We start from the raw sequence: 18,497 nt of genomic DNA on the forward strand, positions 1-18,497 counted from the left end.
GTACCTCAGGCTTAACTGCGGTACTATAGGAAAAGAATATAAATTACTTATTATTACAAGCTTCTTTAATTTTACTTCCAGCTTTAAATACAGGTTGCTTATAAGCAGGTATGGTCATTTTTTCTCCTGTTTTTGGATTACGACCTTCTCTTGATTTTCTGCTTTGTATTCCAAACGAACCAAAACCTGTGATATTAACACTATGTTGATGTTTAGTAGCAGAAATTATAGATTCAAGCACCCAATTAAGTGCCTTTTCTGCATCAGCTTTTGTAAATGATTTATGCCCCTGATGTTTATGGTGGTGACCATGCTCAGTCATAAAAGCAATAAATTCTGTCTTATTCATTTTTTTAGGTTGTGTGCTCATAAAAAATCAACTCTCTTTTAATGGGTTAATACATTACTGTCGTAGTACGATATATACAACTAGCAATAATGCACATCAATATATTTTTTTATTTTTTAACTAGGTTATTTAATTATAACAAACTCTTAGTTTACTGCAAATATCCGTTATTTATAAAGTTTTAAAGATATATATATAATTGTATAATTGATAAAAAAATGTAGCCATTTTACATCAGTTATGCTTTTAAAGCTGGATATAATTAAATAATTCAAGTAAAAATTTACAATAAATATATCAAAGAGAGCATCAAATCAAATGTTATTATCTGAAATTTGCATAAAACATCCGGTATTTGCAACCGTTTTAAGTTTAGTTATTTTAGTTCTTGGAACAATTTTTTTTACTAAGCTACAAATTAGAGGTACGCCAGATATTTCAATTCCTATTATAAACGTCAATGCTTTTTATGCTGGTGCTGATGCTTTATATATGGAAAAAGAAATAACAACTCGAATAGAAAAGGCTTTAAAAACAGTTAAAAACCTAGATTATATAACTTCACAAAGTAGCACTGGACAAAGTAGTATTACTTTATCTTTCTTATTATCTACAGATATTGAAGTGGCATTAAATGATGTACGCTCTAAAATATCAGATATAACTTATATGTTTCCGCAGGATATGAAAGCACCTTCAGTTGCAAAACTTGATGCTGATAGCTTTCCAAGTCTCTTTATAAGCGTTGAAAGTGAACAATATAACGATTTAGAGTTAACAAAAATAGTTGAAGATTACTTGCAAACTCCTTTAGATAAGCTTGAGAGCGTAGGACAGTCACAAATTTATGGCGGCAATGAATATATAATGCGAATAGAGCCTGATCCTAAAAAATTATACCAACATAAAATTTCTTTATTAGATATTGAGGTTGCCATAAAAGAGCAAAATAAAGATTATCCTGCCGGCAATATTAAAACAGGAATAAATAATTTTATAGTAACTCTTGAAGGTTCTTTATCTAAACCGGAAGAATTTGGCAATATTATAATAAAAGTCCAAGATAATAGTATAATCAAGCTACAAGATATAGCTAAAGTATATTTAACTGCCCCAGATAATGAAGTACTATTTAAGTATAACGGGAAAAATTCTATTGCTCTTGGACTTATAAAGGAGTCTAAGGCTAACGTTATAGATTTATCAAATGATGTTGCAAAAGAACTTGAAAAACTAAAAGATTCATTTCCTAAAGGAATAAGCTTAAATATTGCGTATGACGGAGCAAAACCTGTTAGAGCCTCCATTTATGCAGTATTTCAAACCATTTTTGAAGCTTTAATATTAGTGATTTTAGTAACATATTTATTTCTTGCCTCTGCTAAAATTACCTTAATTCCATTTGTTACTATTCCTGTATCGTTAATAGGTACTTTCAGCGTAATGTATGCTATGGGATTTTCTATCAATATCTTTACGCTACTTGCCATGATCCTTGCAATCGGACTTGTGGTAGATGATGCAATAGTTATGCTCGAAAATATATTTAGATATAATGAAATGGGTCATAAACCTATGGAAGCGGCATTGCTCGCCTCTAAAGAAATAGGGTTCGCAATTATTGCGATGACTATCACACTTGCTGCTGTATTTTTACCTGTTGGATTCATAGATGGGTTTGTCGGAAAATTATTCATAGAATTCGCATGGACTCTAGCATTCTGTGTTTTATTTTCAGGGTTTGTAGCTCTAACCTTAACACCTATGATGTCAAGTCGTATGATTACTAAACATAATGCTCCAACTCTCAAATTTTTAGTTAAATTTAACGAGCTTTTACAATTAATACAGGACAGATATATCTATTATCTAAACTTAACTTTTGATAATAAAAAGAAATTTGTTCTAATTATTGTTGCATCATTTGTGGTATTAATTATTAGTTTTAAATTTGTGCGAAAAACTTTTATACCTCAAGAAGATGATGGATTTTTGCAACTTTCTTTTAAAGGACCGGAAGGATCTAGCCTAGAGCATTCTACTGAAATAGTAATAGAAGCCGAGAAAATCCTTGCTAATTACAAAGACATAGCAGGTTACTTAATGGTAATAGGAGCAGGCAGTAGTGATAATGTCTTGTCTTTTGTCCCGTTAAAAGATTGGAAGCAGCGTTCTAGATCGCAAGAAACAATTAAGAATATGCTAAATAAGCAGTTTTCTGAGATAGCAGGTATGAAAGTTTTTGCTATGGATCCTCGCTCAATGGTCAGTAGTGGGGGAGGTAGTCCTATCGAATTTACTATTCAAACGAATCTTGAATATGATGATTTAGATAAAATATCACAGCAATTTATAGATATAATGAAAGCAAATCCAATATTTTTAAATGTAAATAGGAATTTACAATCGGCAATGCCAACTATTGCTATCGAAATTAATCGTGATAAAGCTTATTTATATGGAATGAATATGGCAAATATAGGTAAAACAGTGCAGTATTTGCTGGCAGGTCAACAAGTAGGTGATTTTAGAATGGGTAACGATCTATATGAAGTAATGTTGCAATTTAATCAAAAAGATCGTAGTAGTATTAGTGATTTCAGTAAAATCTCGATACCAACAAAGAACAATAATATGTTACCACTTGAATCAATAGCTAATATCACAGAAAAAATATCCGTGAAATCATATAGCCATTATAACAACTCAAAATCCGTTACCATCTCTTCCGACCTTAGCCCTGATAGTAAAATCGAAGATGCGATTAATGAAATTAATAAAATAGCAGCTAAGTTACTTGATTCAAGTAATACTATACTCGAATATATCGGAGAAATTAAGCAAATGAAAGAAGCAGATAGTAATATGCTTCTTTCATTCGGTTTTGCTCTCATATTCATTTATTTAGTACTTGCAGCACAATTTGAAAGCTTTGTTGATCCGTTATTAATATTGCTTGCCGCACCTTTTTCTATAACCGGCGGTGTGCTTGCTCTTTGGATCTCAGGTAACAGCCTTAATATGTATAGTAATATTGGACTTATTACTTTAATTGGGTTAATTACTAAAAACTCCATTATGATAGTAGAATTTGCTAACCAATTAAAAGAAAAAGGAGCAAATATTAGAAATGCTATAATAGAAGCTTGTACTCTTCGCTTGCGACCAATCTTAATGACTACACTTGCCGCAGTCGTCGGTAGTATGCCATTGATTTTTGCAACAGGGGCGGGTGCTGCTGCTCGTAATTCTATTGGTCTTGTAATAGTTGGTGGCTTAAGTATTGGTACTATATTTACAATTTTTGTTATACCTGTAATATACCAAACATTTAAGAAAAGTTAATAATTTATAAAATATTTTTATAAATATAAAAATTTAAATGACATCTATCTAAAAATAGGAAATTATAATTGTATAGTAAATTGTTTTGAATTCTAGATTTACTTAAACATCAATAAATATGGAGAGCAAAATATGCTAATAAACACTTCTAGTAATCCACTTATTACTACTATACATTTATTATCTTCTATAGGGGCATCGTCAAGTTAAGTAACATATAGTAAATTAAGTTGAGGTTTGAGTATAGGGATGATATATATAAAGGAAAATGCCAAGATCATATAGTCAAGATTTTAGAAAAAGAGTTATAGGATATGTAGAAAGAGGTAATAGCTGCAATAGCACTGCGATAAGATTTGAAATAGCAGCAAACACAGTAAGGAATTGGTATAAGAGATATAAGTCCGAAGGACATTATTTAGCAAGAAGAATAGGAGGCAAAAAAGGACGGGTAACAAGTCAAGATGTTGAGTTGTACGTGAGTTCTAATCCTAATTTCACATTATTAGAAATGGGTACGTATTTTAATATGAGTTCTGTGGGTGCGTATTATTGGTTAAAGCAACTAGGTTTTAGCTATAAAAAAAAGACTTTTCCTACTTGGAAGCAAGTCAAGAAAAGCGAGATAAGTACCAAGAGGTCATAAAAGATACACCAATAGAACATCTTGTATATATTGATGAAAGTGGTATTGAGATAAATATCTGCAAAGATAGAGGATGGGGCAAAAAAAGCGAAAAACTTATTGGTAAAAAAAGCGGTAAATATTACAACAGAACAAATATCATAGCTGGTTATGTTAATAAAGAGTGTATAGCACCGATGATATTTAATGGAACATGTAATAGACAATTATTTGAAAGTTGGGTTGGAGAATTTTTAATAAAAGAGCTAAAACCTGGACAAGTTGTAGTGATGGATAACGCTGCTTTCCATAAGTCTCAAAGGACCAAAGAACTAATAGAATCAGTAGGTTGTAGGATAATATTCTTACCACCTTACTCCCCTGATCTAAATCCAATAGAGAAATTTTGGGCCAATATGAAGCGATGGATTAAAGCTACAATTACTCAATTTGATCAATTATATAATGCTTTAATTCAATTCTTTAATACGCAAACTTCAACTTAATTTACCATAGTGTCAAAAAGAGTAATATTTTTAGATTTCAGGCAGCAAGAAGTCTTTGAGTAGCTTCATCCCAAATGGATTTAGCGGATGCAAATGCAATTCTTTGGTAAGGTGCTGTTTTAGTATATCTTCCAACATTTACGGCAAATATATTTCTAACTTTTCCCATCAGTGATAATGTATAGCTTAATGCGATAAGGTAGTGACTTTTTCAAGAGCATAGTAAACCGCATCAAAAAAGTGCTCAAAATTAGAAACAGTTTTTCTTATTTCGTTCTTGATTTTAAACCAGTAATGCTCAATAGGATTTAAATCAGGAGAGTAAGTTGGTGACTAACGAATATTAGAAATACCCTCAACGAACATTAAAATTACCTATAAAAAAGAAGTAACTATGGACAGTAATATCGAATAAAAATTTCTTTTTAAGATTTATTTATTATTCGAGAATTACTGATGACATGTACAAATAAACAAGTAGGTATTTTAATGCAAAAGATCAAAAAATATAATCAGATAATTTCTGCTGCAAAAGCAGGTATGAGTGTAAAAACAGCACGTAAATATTTAGGTGTTAATAAGTATCCAAGCGAATTACGAACAGTACGTAAATATAGGACACGTAAGGATCCATTTGTTAAGCACTGGGATGAAATAGAATCAATGCTAGGATCAGCACCGGAGTTGCAAGCAACTACCATATTAGCATATTTGACAGAAAAGTATCATGGAAATTATAATGGAAAGCAATTACGCTGTTTGCAGAAAAGGTTGAAACAATGGAGAGCTGAACATGGTAAGGATAAGCCAGTCATCTTTTTACAAAATATTCTTCCTGGCAAACAAAGCCAGTCTGATTGGACCAATATGAATCAATTAGGTATTTGTATTGATGGGAAACCATATTCTCATTTACTATTTCATTTTATATTGCCTTATTCATGTTGGGAAACTTTCAGCATATGCCATAGTGAAAGTTTTGATACATTAGCATCAGGGTTTGAAAAAGCTGTATGGGAGTTAGGTGGAGTTTTACCAGAGCATCGTACAGATAATTTAAGTGCAGCTACCAAGCAATGTGGTAATAGTAGACAATTTACAGAAAAATGGCAAGAATTGCTTGGTTATTACGATGTTGCACCATCGCGAAATAATCCCGGTGTCAGTCATGAAAATGGTTCTGTTGAAAAAAGTCATGATACATTTAAGCAAGCAGTGAATCAACATTTGCTATTACGTGGATCACGTAATTTTGTTGATTTAAAAGCTTATGAATTATTCCTTACACAAATTAAAGAAAAGCGCAATAGCTGTAGAAAAGAAAAATTAGCTGAAGAATTAGTTTATTTAAAAGAGTTACCAATCAGGAAATGGAATGCACCTACAATATTATCAGTACGTGTTAACCCAAGCAGTACAGTTAGTATTTTATCTGTAGCTTATTCTGTGCCTAGTCGCTTAATAGGTTATACTTTAAAAGCTTATATTTATTCTGAAGAAATAGAGCTTTACTATGGTAACAAATGTTTACAAAAAATGTTTAGAATCAGCAATGGCTATGTTATTGATTATAGACATATCATTGATAGTTTAGTACGTAAACCTGGAGCATTTGCCCAATATCAATATTATGAAGCTTTATTTCCACGTGCTATATTTCGTCAGGTATATGACCAGCTGATATCTATATATCCATATAAGGGGCATAAAATATATCTTAAAATATTACAATTAGCAAAAATGTATGGAGAATTGAATGTAGTTGCTGCATTAGAAATGCTAGTAGAAGAGAAGATTGAACCAATAATTGATCATATTACAGATTTACTAAATAGTCAGACTAAAACTGTTTGTTCAGTAAAAATTAATCAACCAGTACTGTCCGAATATGATCAATTACATTGCTTTAAAACAATGGAGGTCGCATGAGTAAAAAGATAATAACTCCGCAACCGCTAAATAATTTACTCAAGAACCTTTGTTTACCTACTTTTGCATCATGCTATAAATCAGTTGCAGAAAGCTTTGAGCAAGAAAAGAAAACATATATAGATTATCTACAAGAGTTAGCCATACGTGAGTTAGAACATAGACATCAGCAACGTATCGCCAGATTGCTAAAGCAAGCAAAACTCTCTCGAGATAAGTTATTAAGCAACTTTGATATTAAGCGTATCCCAGGATTATCGTCAACTAAGATCCAATATCTTGCACAAGGAGAATTTATGGATCGCTATGAAAATATACTTATTTTTGGTAATCCTGGTACTGGCAAAAGTCATCTTAGTATAGGTTTAGCACGTGAGTGGTGTCTTGCCGGTAGGCGTGTATTATATACAACAGCAGCTAATTTGGTTCAACAATTACTAGAAGCAAAGCTTAGTTTAAAACTTAAGCAAATTATTAAAAAATTCGATTATTTTGAAATATTGATAATTGATGATATATCATATGTACCATATAATCGTGAGGAAACTGATGTTTTATTTACCTTATTAGCTGAACGTTATGAGATGCGTAGTGTATTAATTACTAGCAATTTAGTTTTTGCAAAATGGAATTCCATTTTTAAAGACGAAATGACTACATCAGCAGCCATTGACAGATTGGTTCACCATTCTTCAATTCTTGAACTGAATACTGAAAGTTATAGAATCGCTACAGCAAAAGAAAAAAAATTAACTATAAAATTGGAGGATAATAATATAATACACTAGACAATATTTTTTACTCAAAAATAGGTAATTTTAATATTCGTCATAGGGAATTCTAATATTCGTTAGTCAAGTTGGTAAAAATAAAATACTGCAACCAACAGATTCAATTAACGTTTTCACTTTTGTACTTTTATGAAAATTAATATTATCCATTACTACTATCTGACCAGGCTTTAACTCTTTAATCAATATCTCTTGTACATAAGTTTCAAAAATGTCCTTATTACATGTCCCATCAAATATTATTGGGGCAATAATATCTTTGGCAGACACCCCAGCAATCATACTAATCCGTGATTTATATTGATAGACCCTTTCACCATAACATCTTTGACCGATAATGCTCCACCCGTGTTCTCTACAGCTATTATCTTCTATCCCAGATTCATCGATAAATACTAAATCTTGTTTGTCTATAGTTTTTAGTTTCAATATAAACTCATTCCTTAGACCAACATCTCTTTTGGGATGAAGAAAAGTTTTTTTTATAACTATAACCTAATTTATTAAGCAATCTTGATATCGTACTTGCAGATACTTTTTGACTCCAGTTGTTAGCTAGTTCCATGGTGGTTTTATCAAAATTTAATTCTATAAATTTTTTAAATCCCTCTATGTCTCTTATTATTCTACGATGTCCTGTATGATAACCACTTTTTGCTTTGATATCGCCGGTTTGTTTCTTTAATTTTTTCCATTCTATTATAGTCTTCCTACTAATAGAGTATATCTCAGAAGTCTCTTTTATTGTTTTACCATCTGTTAAACTTTTTATTACTCGTATTCTTAAATCGTATGAATATGCCTTTGCCATAAGTTTTTCATTTAGTATAATCTAACTCATACTCTAAGTCACTATCTTATCGCATCTATACATTGTGCTGCATTAGGATGCTTAAATTTAATCAATATCTTCTCTTTTCGCCTAGTTGGTTGATGTGCATTCTCAACGCGATTATTTAATCTCTTATTAGTTCGATGTTTAGTCCTAGGACACATAAGCTTAATCAGTTTAATGTAACTCTTGAGCTTATCAGTAACAATTACTCTTGGAGCTGGGTAATTGCCCAATAATCTTAATAAAAAGCGAATAGCTGATTTCTTGTTGCGTCGCTTCTGTAGCAATACTTCTAATTCATGTCCCTCAGAGTCAACAGCCCTCCATAGTATGAATACTTCACCTTTAATCTTAATGTTCATTTTATCTAAATGCCATTTATCAGTTGGCTTCCGCTCTCTCCTTCTGATAACATCTTGAAAATAAACTGCAAATTTGTTGCACCAAAATCTTACTGTCTCATGACTCAAAATAATACCTCGATATGCCATCTGTTCTTGAACATCTCGGTAGCTACTATTAAAACGATGATATAACCATACTGCATGGCTAATGATGCTTGCTGGAAAACGATGTCTCTTCGGAGCTTGAGTAATACGCATAATGGTGAAATTTAGAGATAAATGGTTACTGCTATTCTATAAATTATTCCATGCATTTGCTCAATACTTAATTTACATCTCTCTTAACTTGACGGTGCCTCTATAGGTGCTATAAATTGAGGACTAATTGGATTATTCAATTTTAACTTAGTAACACTTTTATTCAGTTCTTTTCCAATTGTTGTTAAGTTACTTTATATAATTATTGGTTTTTGTGGAATATATTCATTTTTATGCTTAGGTAAACTACTCTGTAAACCAGGTGTAGAAAAAGGAAAATAATTACTAAAGTGTTACCCGTCATGAAAAGTGCGGGTAATACTGTCTTTAGTCATTGTAACAAGATTCTATATCTTTTTTAATTAATAGTTTTATTTCTTCAAAAGAAATGTTTTTAACCGGTTTACGTATAAAATTTTTCAAATATATATTTATTGTTTGATTATATAAATCTTCATTAAAGTTGAATATATAAGCTTCTAAAATGTTAGATCTTTCTAGATCATAATAACACATAGCTTTATATTGTTTTTCTTTAACAAGTACCCTACAACTATATACACCCTCTTGAATACTATAAGGAACTATAGAAATATTAGCAGTTGGAATATCTAGCTTCCTTGCTTCTTGCTTGCCTTTAATTACTATCCCTTGAAATGAATTTGAATTCTTATAAATCTTTTTATTACTACAACTTAGGTAGAATAAATACACAAAAAATTATAAAAACTATTAATCTAAGATGCATATATTTAAAGATTTTAAACGTCATTACTAAGTTTTGACGAAGCAATCTCAGGGATATACTTCCTTATGAGATTGCTGTAAGTTACGCACAAATCTTATGCATTTTCTTCATCAAGCTTTGCTGCTACTTTACGCATTTTGTCCATAAAGAAGCCTGTTCCTGCAGGTACTAAACGCCCAACTATAACATTTTCCTTAAGTCCTCTTAGCTTATCAACTTTACCAGCAATAGCAGCTTCAGTTAAAACCCTAGTGGTTTCTTGGAACGATGCAGCAGATATAAATGATCTAGTTTGCAGAGAAGACTTAGTAATACCTTGTAATATTAACTGAGCATCAGCAGCTCTTAAACCATTCTTAATTGCTTTTTCATTTATTTCGTCAAATTCACGTCGATCTATCTTCTCACCTACTAATAATGTAGTGCCGCCTGAGTCTGTTATTTCTACTTTCTGTAACATCTGACGAATAATTACTTCTATGTGCTTATCATCAATTTTTACACCTTGTAGACGATAAACAGCCTGAACCTCTTTAACAATATAGCTTGCAAGAAGCTCTACCCCCATCACTTTTAAAATATCCTGAAGTACTGGATTACCATCAATTAATAAATCACCTTTCTTAACAAAGCCTCCCTCATTAATCACAACATGCTTACCTTTTGGCACCATATACTCAAGACCCATCGAACCATCAACTGGGTGTATAATAATACGTCTTTTAGATTTATAATCTTTACCAAACTCTACTCGACCATCTATCTCAGCAATCACTGCGTGATCTTTTGGACGTCTTGCTTCGAAAAGCTCGGCTACTCTTGGTAAACCACCGGTAATATCCTTAGTAGTAGTTGACTCTTTCGGAATACGTGCAATTATATCACCTACTGATATTTGCACCCCTTCTTCTACACTTAAAACCGCTCCAACTGGTAAGTAATATCTTGCTTCTAAACCATTTGATAACATGATAATTTCACCTTTGGCGCCAAGAAGCTGGATTCTTGGTCTTAGTTCTGCTCCACGTGAATATTGTTTTGATTCAATGATAACTTTACTTGGAATACCAGTTGCCTCATCAGTTACGTCACGTACCGAAATTCCCTCAACCATATCTTTAAATAATACTTTACCAGATTTTTCAGTAATAATAGGTATGGTATATGGATCCCATTCTGCAAGCTTCTGCGTCTTAGTAACCATATCACCCTCATCAACAAGTAATCTAGCACCATATGGGATTTTACTACGAGCTTTTTCATTGCCGTTATTATCAAGTAATAATAACTCACAGTTACGGCTCATAACAATTTTTCGTTCTTCGGAATTAATAACCACGTTACGGCTAAGAATTTTTACTTTTGCATCATACGAGGCTTCTACAGAAGATACTTCAGCTCCTTTTGTTGCCGCTCCTCCGATGTGGAAAGTTCTCATTGTAAGCTGTGTACCTGGCTCACCAATAGACTGAGCAGCGATCACCCCTATAGCTTCCCCTTCGGAAACTAACGAACCGGTAGCAAGGTCTCTACCATAACATATAGCACATATACCGGTGGAACTTTCACAGGTTAGTACCGACTTAATCATAATTCTATCTAAACCTGCAGATTCGATTTGCTCTAATTTAGATTCATTAATTAATTCACCTTTGGTGAGGATTAAATCATTAGTTACTGGATGATATATATTAATAGCTGCTGTACGACCTAAAATCATTTCGGCTAAAGGCACTATTACTTCACCACCTTCTATAATACTCTTTACTTCAATACCCTTATCGGTGTTACAATCTTTTTCAGTAATAATACAATCTTGTGCAACATCTACTAATTTTCTTGTTAAGTAACCTGAGCTTGCGGTTTTTAAAGCCGTATCTATTTGTCCTTTACGCATTCCATTAGCGGAGTTAAAGCACTCAAATACAGTTAGCCCTTCCTTAAAGTTAGCGATAATAGGCGTTGGTATAATTTGACCATTTGATTTAGTCATAAGCCCACGCATACCACCAAGCTGTTTGATTTGCTGGAAAGACCCTCTAGCACCTGAAATAGCCATCATATAGATGGAGTTTATCTTTTGTTGATTTGAATCATCACTAACAGGTGGTTTAGCAATTTCTTTCATCATGTCATTAGCTACTCTATCAGTACATCTTGACCATGCATCAATTACTTTGTTATATTTTTCGCCGTAAGTAATTAAACCATTTGAATATTGCTGCTCAAATTCCTTGATCTCAAGCTGTGTTTCATCAATATGAACAATTTTAGATTTTGGTACAACCATATCATCCATACCAAAAGAAATACCTGAAGAACAAGCATATTTAAAGCCAAGTTTCATCAGCTGATCAGCAAAAATTACTGTAGCTTTTTGACCGCAGTGACGATAGACTAAATCTATTACTAAAGAGATATCTTTTTTAGTTAAAGGCTTATTAATAAACTTATATTCTATATTAGGATTAGAAGGCAATAACTCACCAACCATTAATCTTCCATAAGTAGTATCAACTATTACAGGAACTATTTTGCCCTCGGCATTTAACTGATTACGACGATATTTTATCTTAGTATGAATAGTTATAAATTTGTTATATAAAGCATGCTCCATTTCAGTTAAGTCTGAGAACATCATACCCTCGCCTACCTCATGATCAAAAGCAAGCGTTAAATAATATAAGCCGAGTACTATATCTTTATCTGGTACAATAATAGGACGTCCATTAGCAGGGCTTAAGATATTATTAGTAGACATCATAAATACCCTAGCTTCAAGCTGGGCTTCAATCGATAAAGGAATATGTACAGCCATTTGATCCCCGTCAAAGTCCGCATTGAAAGCAGCACAAACGAGCGGATGAAGCTGTATTGCCTTACCTTCGATTAATAACGGCTCAAATGCTTGAATGCCAAGGCGGTGCAATGTCGGAGCTCTGTTAAGTAACACAGGGTGTTCTCTTATAACTTCTTCAAGTGCATCCCAAACTTCAGGCTTTTCAGCCTCAACCATTCTTTTAGCTGCTTTAATAGTTGTAGCAATACCATATAACTCAAGCTTTGAATAAATGAACGGCTTAAATAATTCTAAAGCCATTTTTTTAGGTAAACCACACTGATGAAGTTTAAGCTCAGGTCCTACTACGATAACTGAACGTCCTGAGTAGTCCACCCTTTTACCAAGTAAGTTTTGACGGAAACGACCTTGCTTACCTTTCAGCATATCACTTAATGACTTAAATGGACGCTTATTAGCATTTTTTGCTGCTCTACCGCGGCGTCCGTTATCAAATAACGCGTCCACTGCTTCTTGCAGCATTCTTTTTTCATTTCTAACAATTATATCAGGTGCTTTCGACTCTATAAGCTTCTTTAGACGATTATTTCTATTAATTACTCTTCTATAAAGTTCATTAAGATCTGAAGTAGCGAATCTTCCACCATCTAACATAACAAGCGGTCTAAGTTCAGGAGGCATGACCGGCAATACGTTCATAATCATCCATTCTGGCTTGTTTTCAGATTCTAAAAAGTCTTCTACTAATTTTAAACGCTTTACTAACTTTTTCTTTTTTACTTCTGAAGTCGTGTTTTGTAGTTCTTCGTACAGCTCTTGCTTTAATGTTGAGAAATCAAGCTCTTTTAGCATTTGTTGTACTACTTCTGCACCAATAGACGCAGTAAATGCATCTTCCCCGTATTTATCCTTTGCTTTTTGCAGCTCTTCTTCAGTTAAAAGCTCACCTTTTTGTAGAATAGATAATCCAGGATCAACTACCACATAATTTTCAAAATAAAGAATTTTTTCTATATCTCGCATCGTCATATCAAGAAGCGTACTAATTCTTGAAGGAAGAGACTTTAGAAACCAAATATGAGCAACGGGGGCCGCAAGTTCTATATGCCCCATTCTTTCACGTCTTACTCTAGAAACAGTAACCTCAACACCGCACTTTTCACAAGTAATACCACGATTTTTCATTCGCTTATACTTGCCGCAAAGACATTCATAATCTTTTACTGGACCAAAAATTCTTGCACAAAATAAACCATCTTTCTCAGGTTTAAAAGTACGATAATTAATAGTTTCAGGTTTTATTACTTCACCGAAAGACCATGAACGCACTTGTTCTGGACTTGCTATATTAATTCTTATCTGATCAAATTGTTGAGTATTACTTAATTGTCCGTAAAAATTTACTACACTCATAAATACTTTTTCCTTAAAATTGCTCTTATATACCTTGATGCTTCAAGATTTTGGTACTTAGTTTTGCTCACGTAGTTTTCTACGCTTTGCTTTACCGCTTATTTGACTTCCAACTTTTGAAGTATCTGCATTTTACTTCTTTATTAGAGTCATTGTGTGAGTATACTTCTTTTCTTTTAAAAGCAGCACTACTTGCTCCTCCTAAAAGAAAATTTTAATATTTTTATTCAATAATCCTTAAGAAGTCACTTCAAGTTTTACATTAAGACATAAAGATCTAAATTCTTTTATCATCACGTTAAATGACTCAGGAATACCAGATTCAAAATTATTTTCACCACGCACTATAGAGTCATAAATCTTAATTCTACCATTTACGTCATCTGATTTAACAGTTAACATTTCTTGTAACGTATAAGCAGCTCCATATGCTTGTAATGCCCAGCATTCCATTTCCCCAAAACGCTGACCACCAAAATGCGATTTTCCTCCAAGAGGTTGTTGAGTCACTAAACTATAAGGACCTATAGAACGAGAATGAATTTTATTATCTACTAAGTGATGTAGCTTTAATAAATATTTTTGCCCTACAGTTACTAAGCGATCAAAATACTCACCAGTTCTACCATCAATTAACTTTACTTGCCCTGAAAGATCTTGACCTGCAAGCCTTAGCATATCCTTAACGTCTTCAACCTTTGCACCATCAAATACTGGAGTTGCAAAATATACTCCCTTAGCAGCTTCATTACAGAATGAAATAATTTCCTCTTCAGATTTTTCAAGTATATGATTAATATTCTCACCATATAGCTCGATTAAAAACTTCTTAATCTTCTCAATACTTGCATGTTTAGTTTTATGTTCTTCTACTAAACCTGCTATTTTTTTTGCTAGATTCACCGATGCCCAACCAAGATGAGTTTCAAGCACCTGCCCTATATTCATACGAGAAGGAAGACCTAAAGGATTGAGAACAATATCAACTACAGTTCCATCTTCTAAGAATGGCATATCCTCTTCTGGCACAATACGTGAAATAACACCTTTATTTCCGTGTCTTCCTGCCATCTTATCACCAGGCTGTAATTTATGCTTAGTTGCAATAAATACTTTTACAACTTTTAAAGCACCTTGAGGTAAATCATCTCCACTTTGTAATTTTTCTACTTTAGTAGCAAACCTTTTATTAAGAGCTTCTTTCTTACCATCATAATGACTTTTGAGCTGTTCTATTTCGTTCATTACATTTGCATCTTCAACAGTAAGCTGCCAAAGCTGTCCTTTAGATAAACCTTTTAAGGTTTCGCTTATAATAGTTTGTCCAGCTTTCACTGTCTTAGGACCATTAATGCTTACCTGCCCTACTAAAAGCTTTTCAAGCCAACCGAATACAAAATGCTCTATAATTTCTAACTCATCATCACGATCTTTTGCTAGTTTTTCAATTTGCTGCTTTTCGATAGCAATAGCACGCTGATCTTTTTCAACACCTCGACGAGAAAACACTCTTACCTCTACTACTGTCCCACTAACTCCAGAAGGAACATGCAGAGATGAATCTTTCACATCAAAAGCTTTTTCTCCAAAAATAGCTCTCAGTAATTTTTCCTCAGGAGTAATAGGTGATTCACTTTTCGGCGTTACTTTCCCTACTAAAATATCACCTGCTTTTACTTCTGCACCTACATAAATTATTCCGACCTCATCAAGATGACGAAGTGCTTCTTCACTTACATTAGGTATATCACGCGTAATTTCTTCAGGACCAAGGCGAGTATCTCTTGCTATTACTTCAAACTCTTCAATATGGACAGAAGTAAATACGTCTTCTTTTACTATTCGCTCTGATATTAAAATTGAATCTTCAAAATTGTATCCATTCCAAGGCAAGAAAGCGACTAAAACGTTTCTACCTAAAGCAATTTCACCATTATCGGTACTAGGTCCATCAGCTATAATATCATTCTTCTTAACATAATGACCTACCTTAACTAGAGGCTTTTGATTGATACAAGTATTATGGTTAGACTTTTGGAATTTTAATAAGTTATAAATATCAACTGAAGGTGCACTTTCGGTTTTTTGACCAATAGCTCTAATTACAATTCTATTCGAATCTACCTGCTCAACTATACCATCATTTAATGCAAGTACAGATGCTCCAGAATCTTTTGCTACTACACCCTCAACTCCTGTACCAACAAAAGGTGCATCAGTTTTAATTAAAGGAACCGCTTGTCTTTGCATGTTTGATCCCATCAAAGCACGGTTAGCATCATCATTTTCTAAGAACGGTATAAGGGAAGCTGCAACAGATACAACCTGCATAGGCGTTACATCAATGAAGTCCACTTCTTGCGGCTCTACCATTACAAAATTGCCACCTTCAACTCGGCAATTAATAAACTCGCCCTGCAATACTCCGTCTTTATCAACCTTAGAATTTGCTTGACCGATCTTATACTTCCCTTCTTCAATAGCTGAAAGGTATACTACTTCATCGGTTACATGTCCATCTTTGACTTTTCTATATGGGCTTTCTATAAAACCATGCTTATTTATTCTAGCATAAGTTGCCATAGAGTTAATTAATCCGATATTTTGACCTTCAGGTGTTTCAATAGGACAAATACGACCGTAGTGAGTTGGGTGCACGTCACGCACTTCAAAGCCGGCTCTATCACGACTAAGACCACCAGGACCTAATGCTGATAATCTTCTTTTATGAGTTATTTCAGATAATGGATTTGTTTGATCCATAAATTGGGATAATTGCGAAGTACTAAAAAATTCCTTTACTACTGAGACTAAAATCTTAGAATTCACTAAATCGTGAGGCATTACTGTATCAATATCACCTGCCGACATTCTTTCAACCACTGACTTTTCCATCCGGACAAGACCTATTCTGAATTGATTTTCTATCAATTCACCAACCGATCTAACCCTTCTGTTACCTAAGTGATCAATATCATCTATAATCCCTTTGCCATCTTTAAGCTCTACTAATACTCTTAGTATATTTTTTATATCATCTGTAGTTAAAATTGTAGTTTCATCAGAAATATTCAATTCTAACCTTGAATTCATTTTTATTCGACCTACTTCTGAAAGATCATATCTTTCAGGGTCAAAGAATAAATTATAAAATAAACTTTCAGCAGCTTCAATATTAGCAGGCTCTCCTGGTCTTAATACTCTAAAAATATCAAATAATGCTGATTCACGATCTTGATTCTTATCAGAAAATAAAGTATTTCTGATATATGGACCGGATTGAGGATTAATTACTAATACACTAATATTTTTAATTTTAAGATCACTAATTACACTAAGTAACTCAACAGTAACCATTTCACCGATTTTTGCTAATATTTCATCACTTTCAGGATCTTTTAAATCCACAGATAAATATTTACCAGTTAAAGCCTCATGAGATACTAAAATATTATTAAGTCCTTCTCCAGCATATTTTTTAGCTAGGCGAGGAGTAATTTTTTGTCCTGCTTTAAGCAAAACATTTCCTGTATCAGCATCTATTAAATCACTTGTTAATCTATGTGCAGTAATATGGCTAGGCATAAATTTAACTGCCCACCCCTTATTTTTAACAGCTTTATAATTTACTGAATCATAATAAAATTTTATAATTTCTTCTGTACTCATGCCTATTGCTTTAAGCAAAGTAGTAGCATAAAGTTTTCTTTTTCTATCTATTCTAAAATAAATAATATCTTTAGCATCAAACTCTAAATCAAGCCATGACCCTCTATATGGAATAACACGTGCAGAATATAAAAGTTTTCTAGAAGAATGAACTTTGCCCTCATCATGATAGAAGAACACCCCAGGTGAGCGATGCATTTGCGATACAACTACTCTTTCTGTACCATTAATGATAAAAGTACCATTTTTAGTCATTAATGGGATATTACCCATATATACTTGCTGCTCTTTTATACTTTTAATTTCTCGGCTACCAGTATCTTCATCTATATCCCAGATACTTAACCTTAAGGTTACCTTAAGAGCAGAATCATAGCTTAAGCTTCTTTGAGTGCATTCTTCCACATCATATTTTGGAGTATCAAATTCATATTTAACGAATTCTAAATTAGCTATATTAGAAGGATCAGAGATAGGAAAAATTGAATTTAATATAGATTGTAAGCCTTTATTTTTTCTTTCGGAATCTTTTGTATCTAGCTGTAGAAAATTTTTTTCATATGAATTTTTTTGAATTTCAATCAAATTCGGTATATCTGCTACTAAATTTATATGACCAAAATTTTTTCTTACTCTTTTATTATGTGACAAGGGTTGTACTTCAATATTATCCCTTAATGAAACCATATAATCTCCTGACTGATAAAAAATTAACTATCAACATTGAAGTTAACAGTTAAAGAAACTTAATAGACTTATTATTAAACTTTATTAACGCAAGCATTAAGATAAGATTTTAAAAATCTGTCTTAATACTGATAAAAACAAGGAAATAATAGCTTAAGGTAGCTTTTGCTATAATTTTTATACTGTAAATTTTTTTAA

Annotated in this window: 13 protein-coding genes and 3 pseudogenes; 7 read left to right on the forward strand and 9 right to left on the reverse strand. The window is 32.8% G+C overall.

Going from position 1 to position 18,497, the window contains the following annotated elements:
• Positions 1–43: 43 nt before the first annotated feature.
• Positions 44–349 carry an HU family DNA-binding protein gene (locus ACICQC_RS08235; RefSeq protein WP_395476652.1) on the reverse strand — a complete coding sequence of 102 codons (306 nt, stop codon included), beginning with the start codon at positions 347–349 and terminating at the stop codon, positions 44–46.
• Positions 350–667: 318 nt separating this feature from the next.
• Here ACICQC_RS08235 and ACICQC_RS08240 point away from each other — a divergent pair, with 318 nt between their 5' ends.
• The 4 genes and pseudogenes from ACICQC_RS08240 to ACICQC_RS08255 all read left to right on the forward strand — a co-directional run bounded on the left by ACICQC_RS08240 (position 668) and on the right by ACICQC_RS08255 (position 4,825).
• Complete coding sequence (locus ACICQC_RS08240; RefSeq protein WP_395476653.1) at positions 668–3,694, forward strand: efflux RND transporter permease subunit; 3,027 nt, start codon at positions 668–670, stop codon at positions 3,692–3,694.
• A gap of 132 nt (positions 3,695–3,826) precedes the next feature.
• Positions 3,827–3,892 (forward strand): annotated as a pseudogene (locus ACICQC_RS08245) (DUF378 domain-containing protein); the annotation flags it as partial.
• Positions 3,893–3,962: 70 nt separating this feature from the next.
• A complete protein-coding gene (locus ACICQC_RS08250) occupies positions 3,963–4,340 on the forward strand; it encodes an IS630 transposase-related protein (RefSeq protein ID WP_395476240.1) in 378 nt (125 codons plus the stop codon).
• Positions 4,295–4,825: an IS630 family transposase gene (locus ACICQC_RS08255; protein WP_395476342.1), complete on the forward strand. Its 531-nt coding sequence runs from the start codon at positions 4,295–4,297 to the stop codon at positions 4,823–4,825. Before ACICQC_RS08250 ends, ACICQC_RS08255 begins: the two co-directional genes overlap by 46 nt.
• 37 nt (positions 4,826–4,862) lie before the next feature.
• Here the strand turns inward: ACICQC_RS08255 and ACICQC_RS08260 are convergent, their stop codons facing one another.
• Together ACICQC_RS08260 and ACICQC_RS08265 are read right to left on the reverse strand one after the other, a co-directional pair.
• Positions 4,863–4,994 (reverse strand): hypothetical protein, encoded by a 132-nt coding sequence (locus ACICQC_RS08260; protein WP_395476655.1) that lies wholly within the window; start codon positions 4,992–4,994, stop codon positions 4,863–4,865.
• 17 nt (positions 4,995–5,011) lie between these two features.
• Positions 5,012–5,155, reverse strand: a pseudogene (locus ACICQC_RS08265) (transposase); the annotation flags it as partial.
• Between the two features lie 126 nt (positions 5,156–5,281).
• Between ACICQC_RS08265 and istA the strand changes: the two are divergent.
• Both istA and istB read left to right on the forward strand, forming a co-directional pair.
• Entirely contained in the window at positions 5,282–6,754 is a 1,473-nt protein-coding gene (gene istA / locus ACICQC_RS08270) for an IS21 family transposase (RefSeq protein WP_395476339.1), read from the forward strand.
• Entirely contained in the window at positions 6,751–7,542 is a 792-nt protein-coding gene (gene istB / locus ACICQC_RS08275) for an IS21-like element helper ATPase IstB (RefSeq protein WP_395476338.1), read from the forward strand. The genes istA and istB overlap by 4 nt, the downstream gene beginning before the upstream one ends.
• A gap of 66 nt (positions 7,543–7,608) precedes the next feature.
• Here istB and ACICQC_RS08280 read toward each other — a convergent pair whose 3' ends face one another.
• The 3 genes from ACICQC_RS08280 to ACICQC_RS08290 are packed head-to-tail and all read right to left on the reverse strand — an operon-like array spanning position 7,609 to position 8,982.
• On the reverse strand, positions 7,609–7,974 hold the full coding sequence (locus ACICQC_RS08280; RefSeq protein WP_395476656.1) for a transposase: 366 nt from the start codon (positions 7,972–7,974) through the stop codon (positions 7,609–7,611).
• A 7-nt stretch (positions 7,975–7,981) separates the two neighbouring features.
• Positions 7,982–8,356, reverse strand: a complete 375-nt coding sequence (locus tag ACICQC_RS08285; RefSeq protein ID WP_395476636.1) for a transposase — start codon at positions 8,354–8,356, stop codon at positions 7,982–7,984.
• Between the two features lie 41 nt (positions 8,357–8,397).
• Positions 8,398–8,982 (reverse strand): IS6 family transposase, encoded by a 585-nt coding sequence (locus ACICQC_RS08290; RefSeq protein ID WP_395476657.1) that lies wholly within the window; start codon positions 8,980–8,982, stop codon positions 8,398–8,400.
• Positions 8,983–9,084: 102 nt separating this feature from the next.
• Between ACICQC_RS08290 and ACICQC_RS08295 the strand changes: the two are divergent.
• Positions 9,085–9,264: pseudogene (locus ACICQC_RS08295) on the forward strand (DUF378 domain-containing protein).
• A gap of 45 nt (positions 9,265–9,309) precedes the next feature.
• Here ACICQC_RS08295 and ACICQC_RS08300 read toward each other — a convergent pair.
• The 3 genes from ACICQC_RS08300 to rpoB all read right to left on the reverse strand — a co-directional run bounded on the left by ACICQC_RS08300 (position 9,310) and on the right by rpoB (position 18,299).
• Positions 9,310–9,696: a riboflavin kinase gene (locus ACICQC_RS08300; protein WP_395476658.1), complete on the reverse strand. Its 387-nt coding sequence runs from the start codon at positions 9,694–9,696 to the stop codon at positions 9,310–9,312.
• A gap of 128 nt (positions 9,697–9,824) precedes the next feature.
• Positions 9,825–13,943, reverse strand: a complete 4,119-nt coding sequence (gene rpoC / locus ACICQC_RS08305) for a DNA-directed RNA polymerase subunit beta' (protein ID WP_395476659.1) — start codon at positions 13,941–13,943, stop codon at positions 9,825–9,827.
• A 237-nt stretch (positions 13,944–14,180) separates the two neighbouring features.
• Complete coding sequence (rpoB, locus tag ACICQC_RS08310) at positions 14,181–18,299, reverse strand: DNA-directed RNA polymerase subunit beta (protein WP_395476660.1); 4,119 nt, start codon at positions 18,297–18,299, stop codon at positions 14,181–14,183.
• Positions 18,300–18,497 lie beyond the last annotated feature (198 nt).

It is taken from the genome of Rickettsia endosymbiont of Pantilius tunicatus (genome assembly GCF_964291875.1).
GTDB lineage: Bacteria > Pseudomonadota > Alphaproteobacteria > Rickettsiales > Rickettsiaceae > Rickettsia.

What these genes read in the sequence shown, in the direction of transcription:
- ACICQC_RS08235 (WP_395476652.1), bottom strand. Translation starts at nt 349, where the DNA reads ATGAATAAGACAGAATTTATTGCTTTTATGACTGAGCATGGTCACCAC.
- ACICQC_RS08240 (WP_395476653.1), top strand. Translation starts at nt 668, where the DNA reads ATGTTATTATCTGAAATTTGCATAAAACATCCGGTATTTGCAACCGTT.
- ACICQC_RS08250 (WP_395476240.1), top strand. Translation starts at nt 3,963, where the DNA reads ATGCCAAGATCATATAGTCAAGATTTTAGAAAAAGAGTTATAGGATAT.
- ACICQC_RS08260 (WP_395476655.1), bottom strand. Translation starts at nt 4,994, where the DNA reads ATGGGAAAAGTTAGAAATATATTTGCCGTAAATGTTGGAAGATATACT.
- istA (WP_395476339.1), top strand. Translation starts at nt 5,282, where the DNA reads ATGACATGTACAAATAAACAAGTAGGTATTTTAATGCAAAAGATCAAA.
- istB (WP_395476338.1), top strand. Translation starts at nt 6,751, where the DNA reads ATGAGTAAAAAGATAATAACTCCGCAACCGCTAAATAATTTACTCAAG.
- ACICQC_RS08285 (WP_395476636.1), bottom strand. Translation starts at nt 8,356, where the DNA reads ATGGCAAAGGCATATTCATACGATTTAAGAATACGAGTAATAAAAAGT.
- ACICQC_RS08290 (WP_395476657.1), bottom strand. Translation starts at nt 8,982, where the DNA reads ATGCGTATTACTCAAGCTCCGAAGAGACATCGTTTTCCAGCAAGCATC.
- rpoC (WP_395476659.1), bottom strand. Translation starts at nt 13,943, where the DNA reads ATGAGTGTAGTAAATTTTTACGGACAATTAAGTAATACTCAACAATTT.
- rpoB (WP_395476660.1), bottom strand. Translation starts at nt 18,299, where the DNA reads ATGGTTTCATTAAGGGATAATATTGAAGTACAACCCTTGTCACATAAT.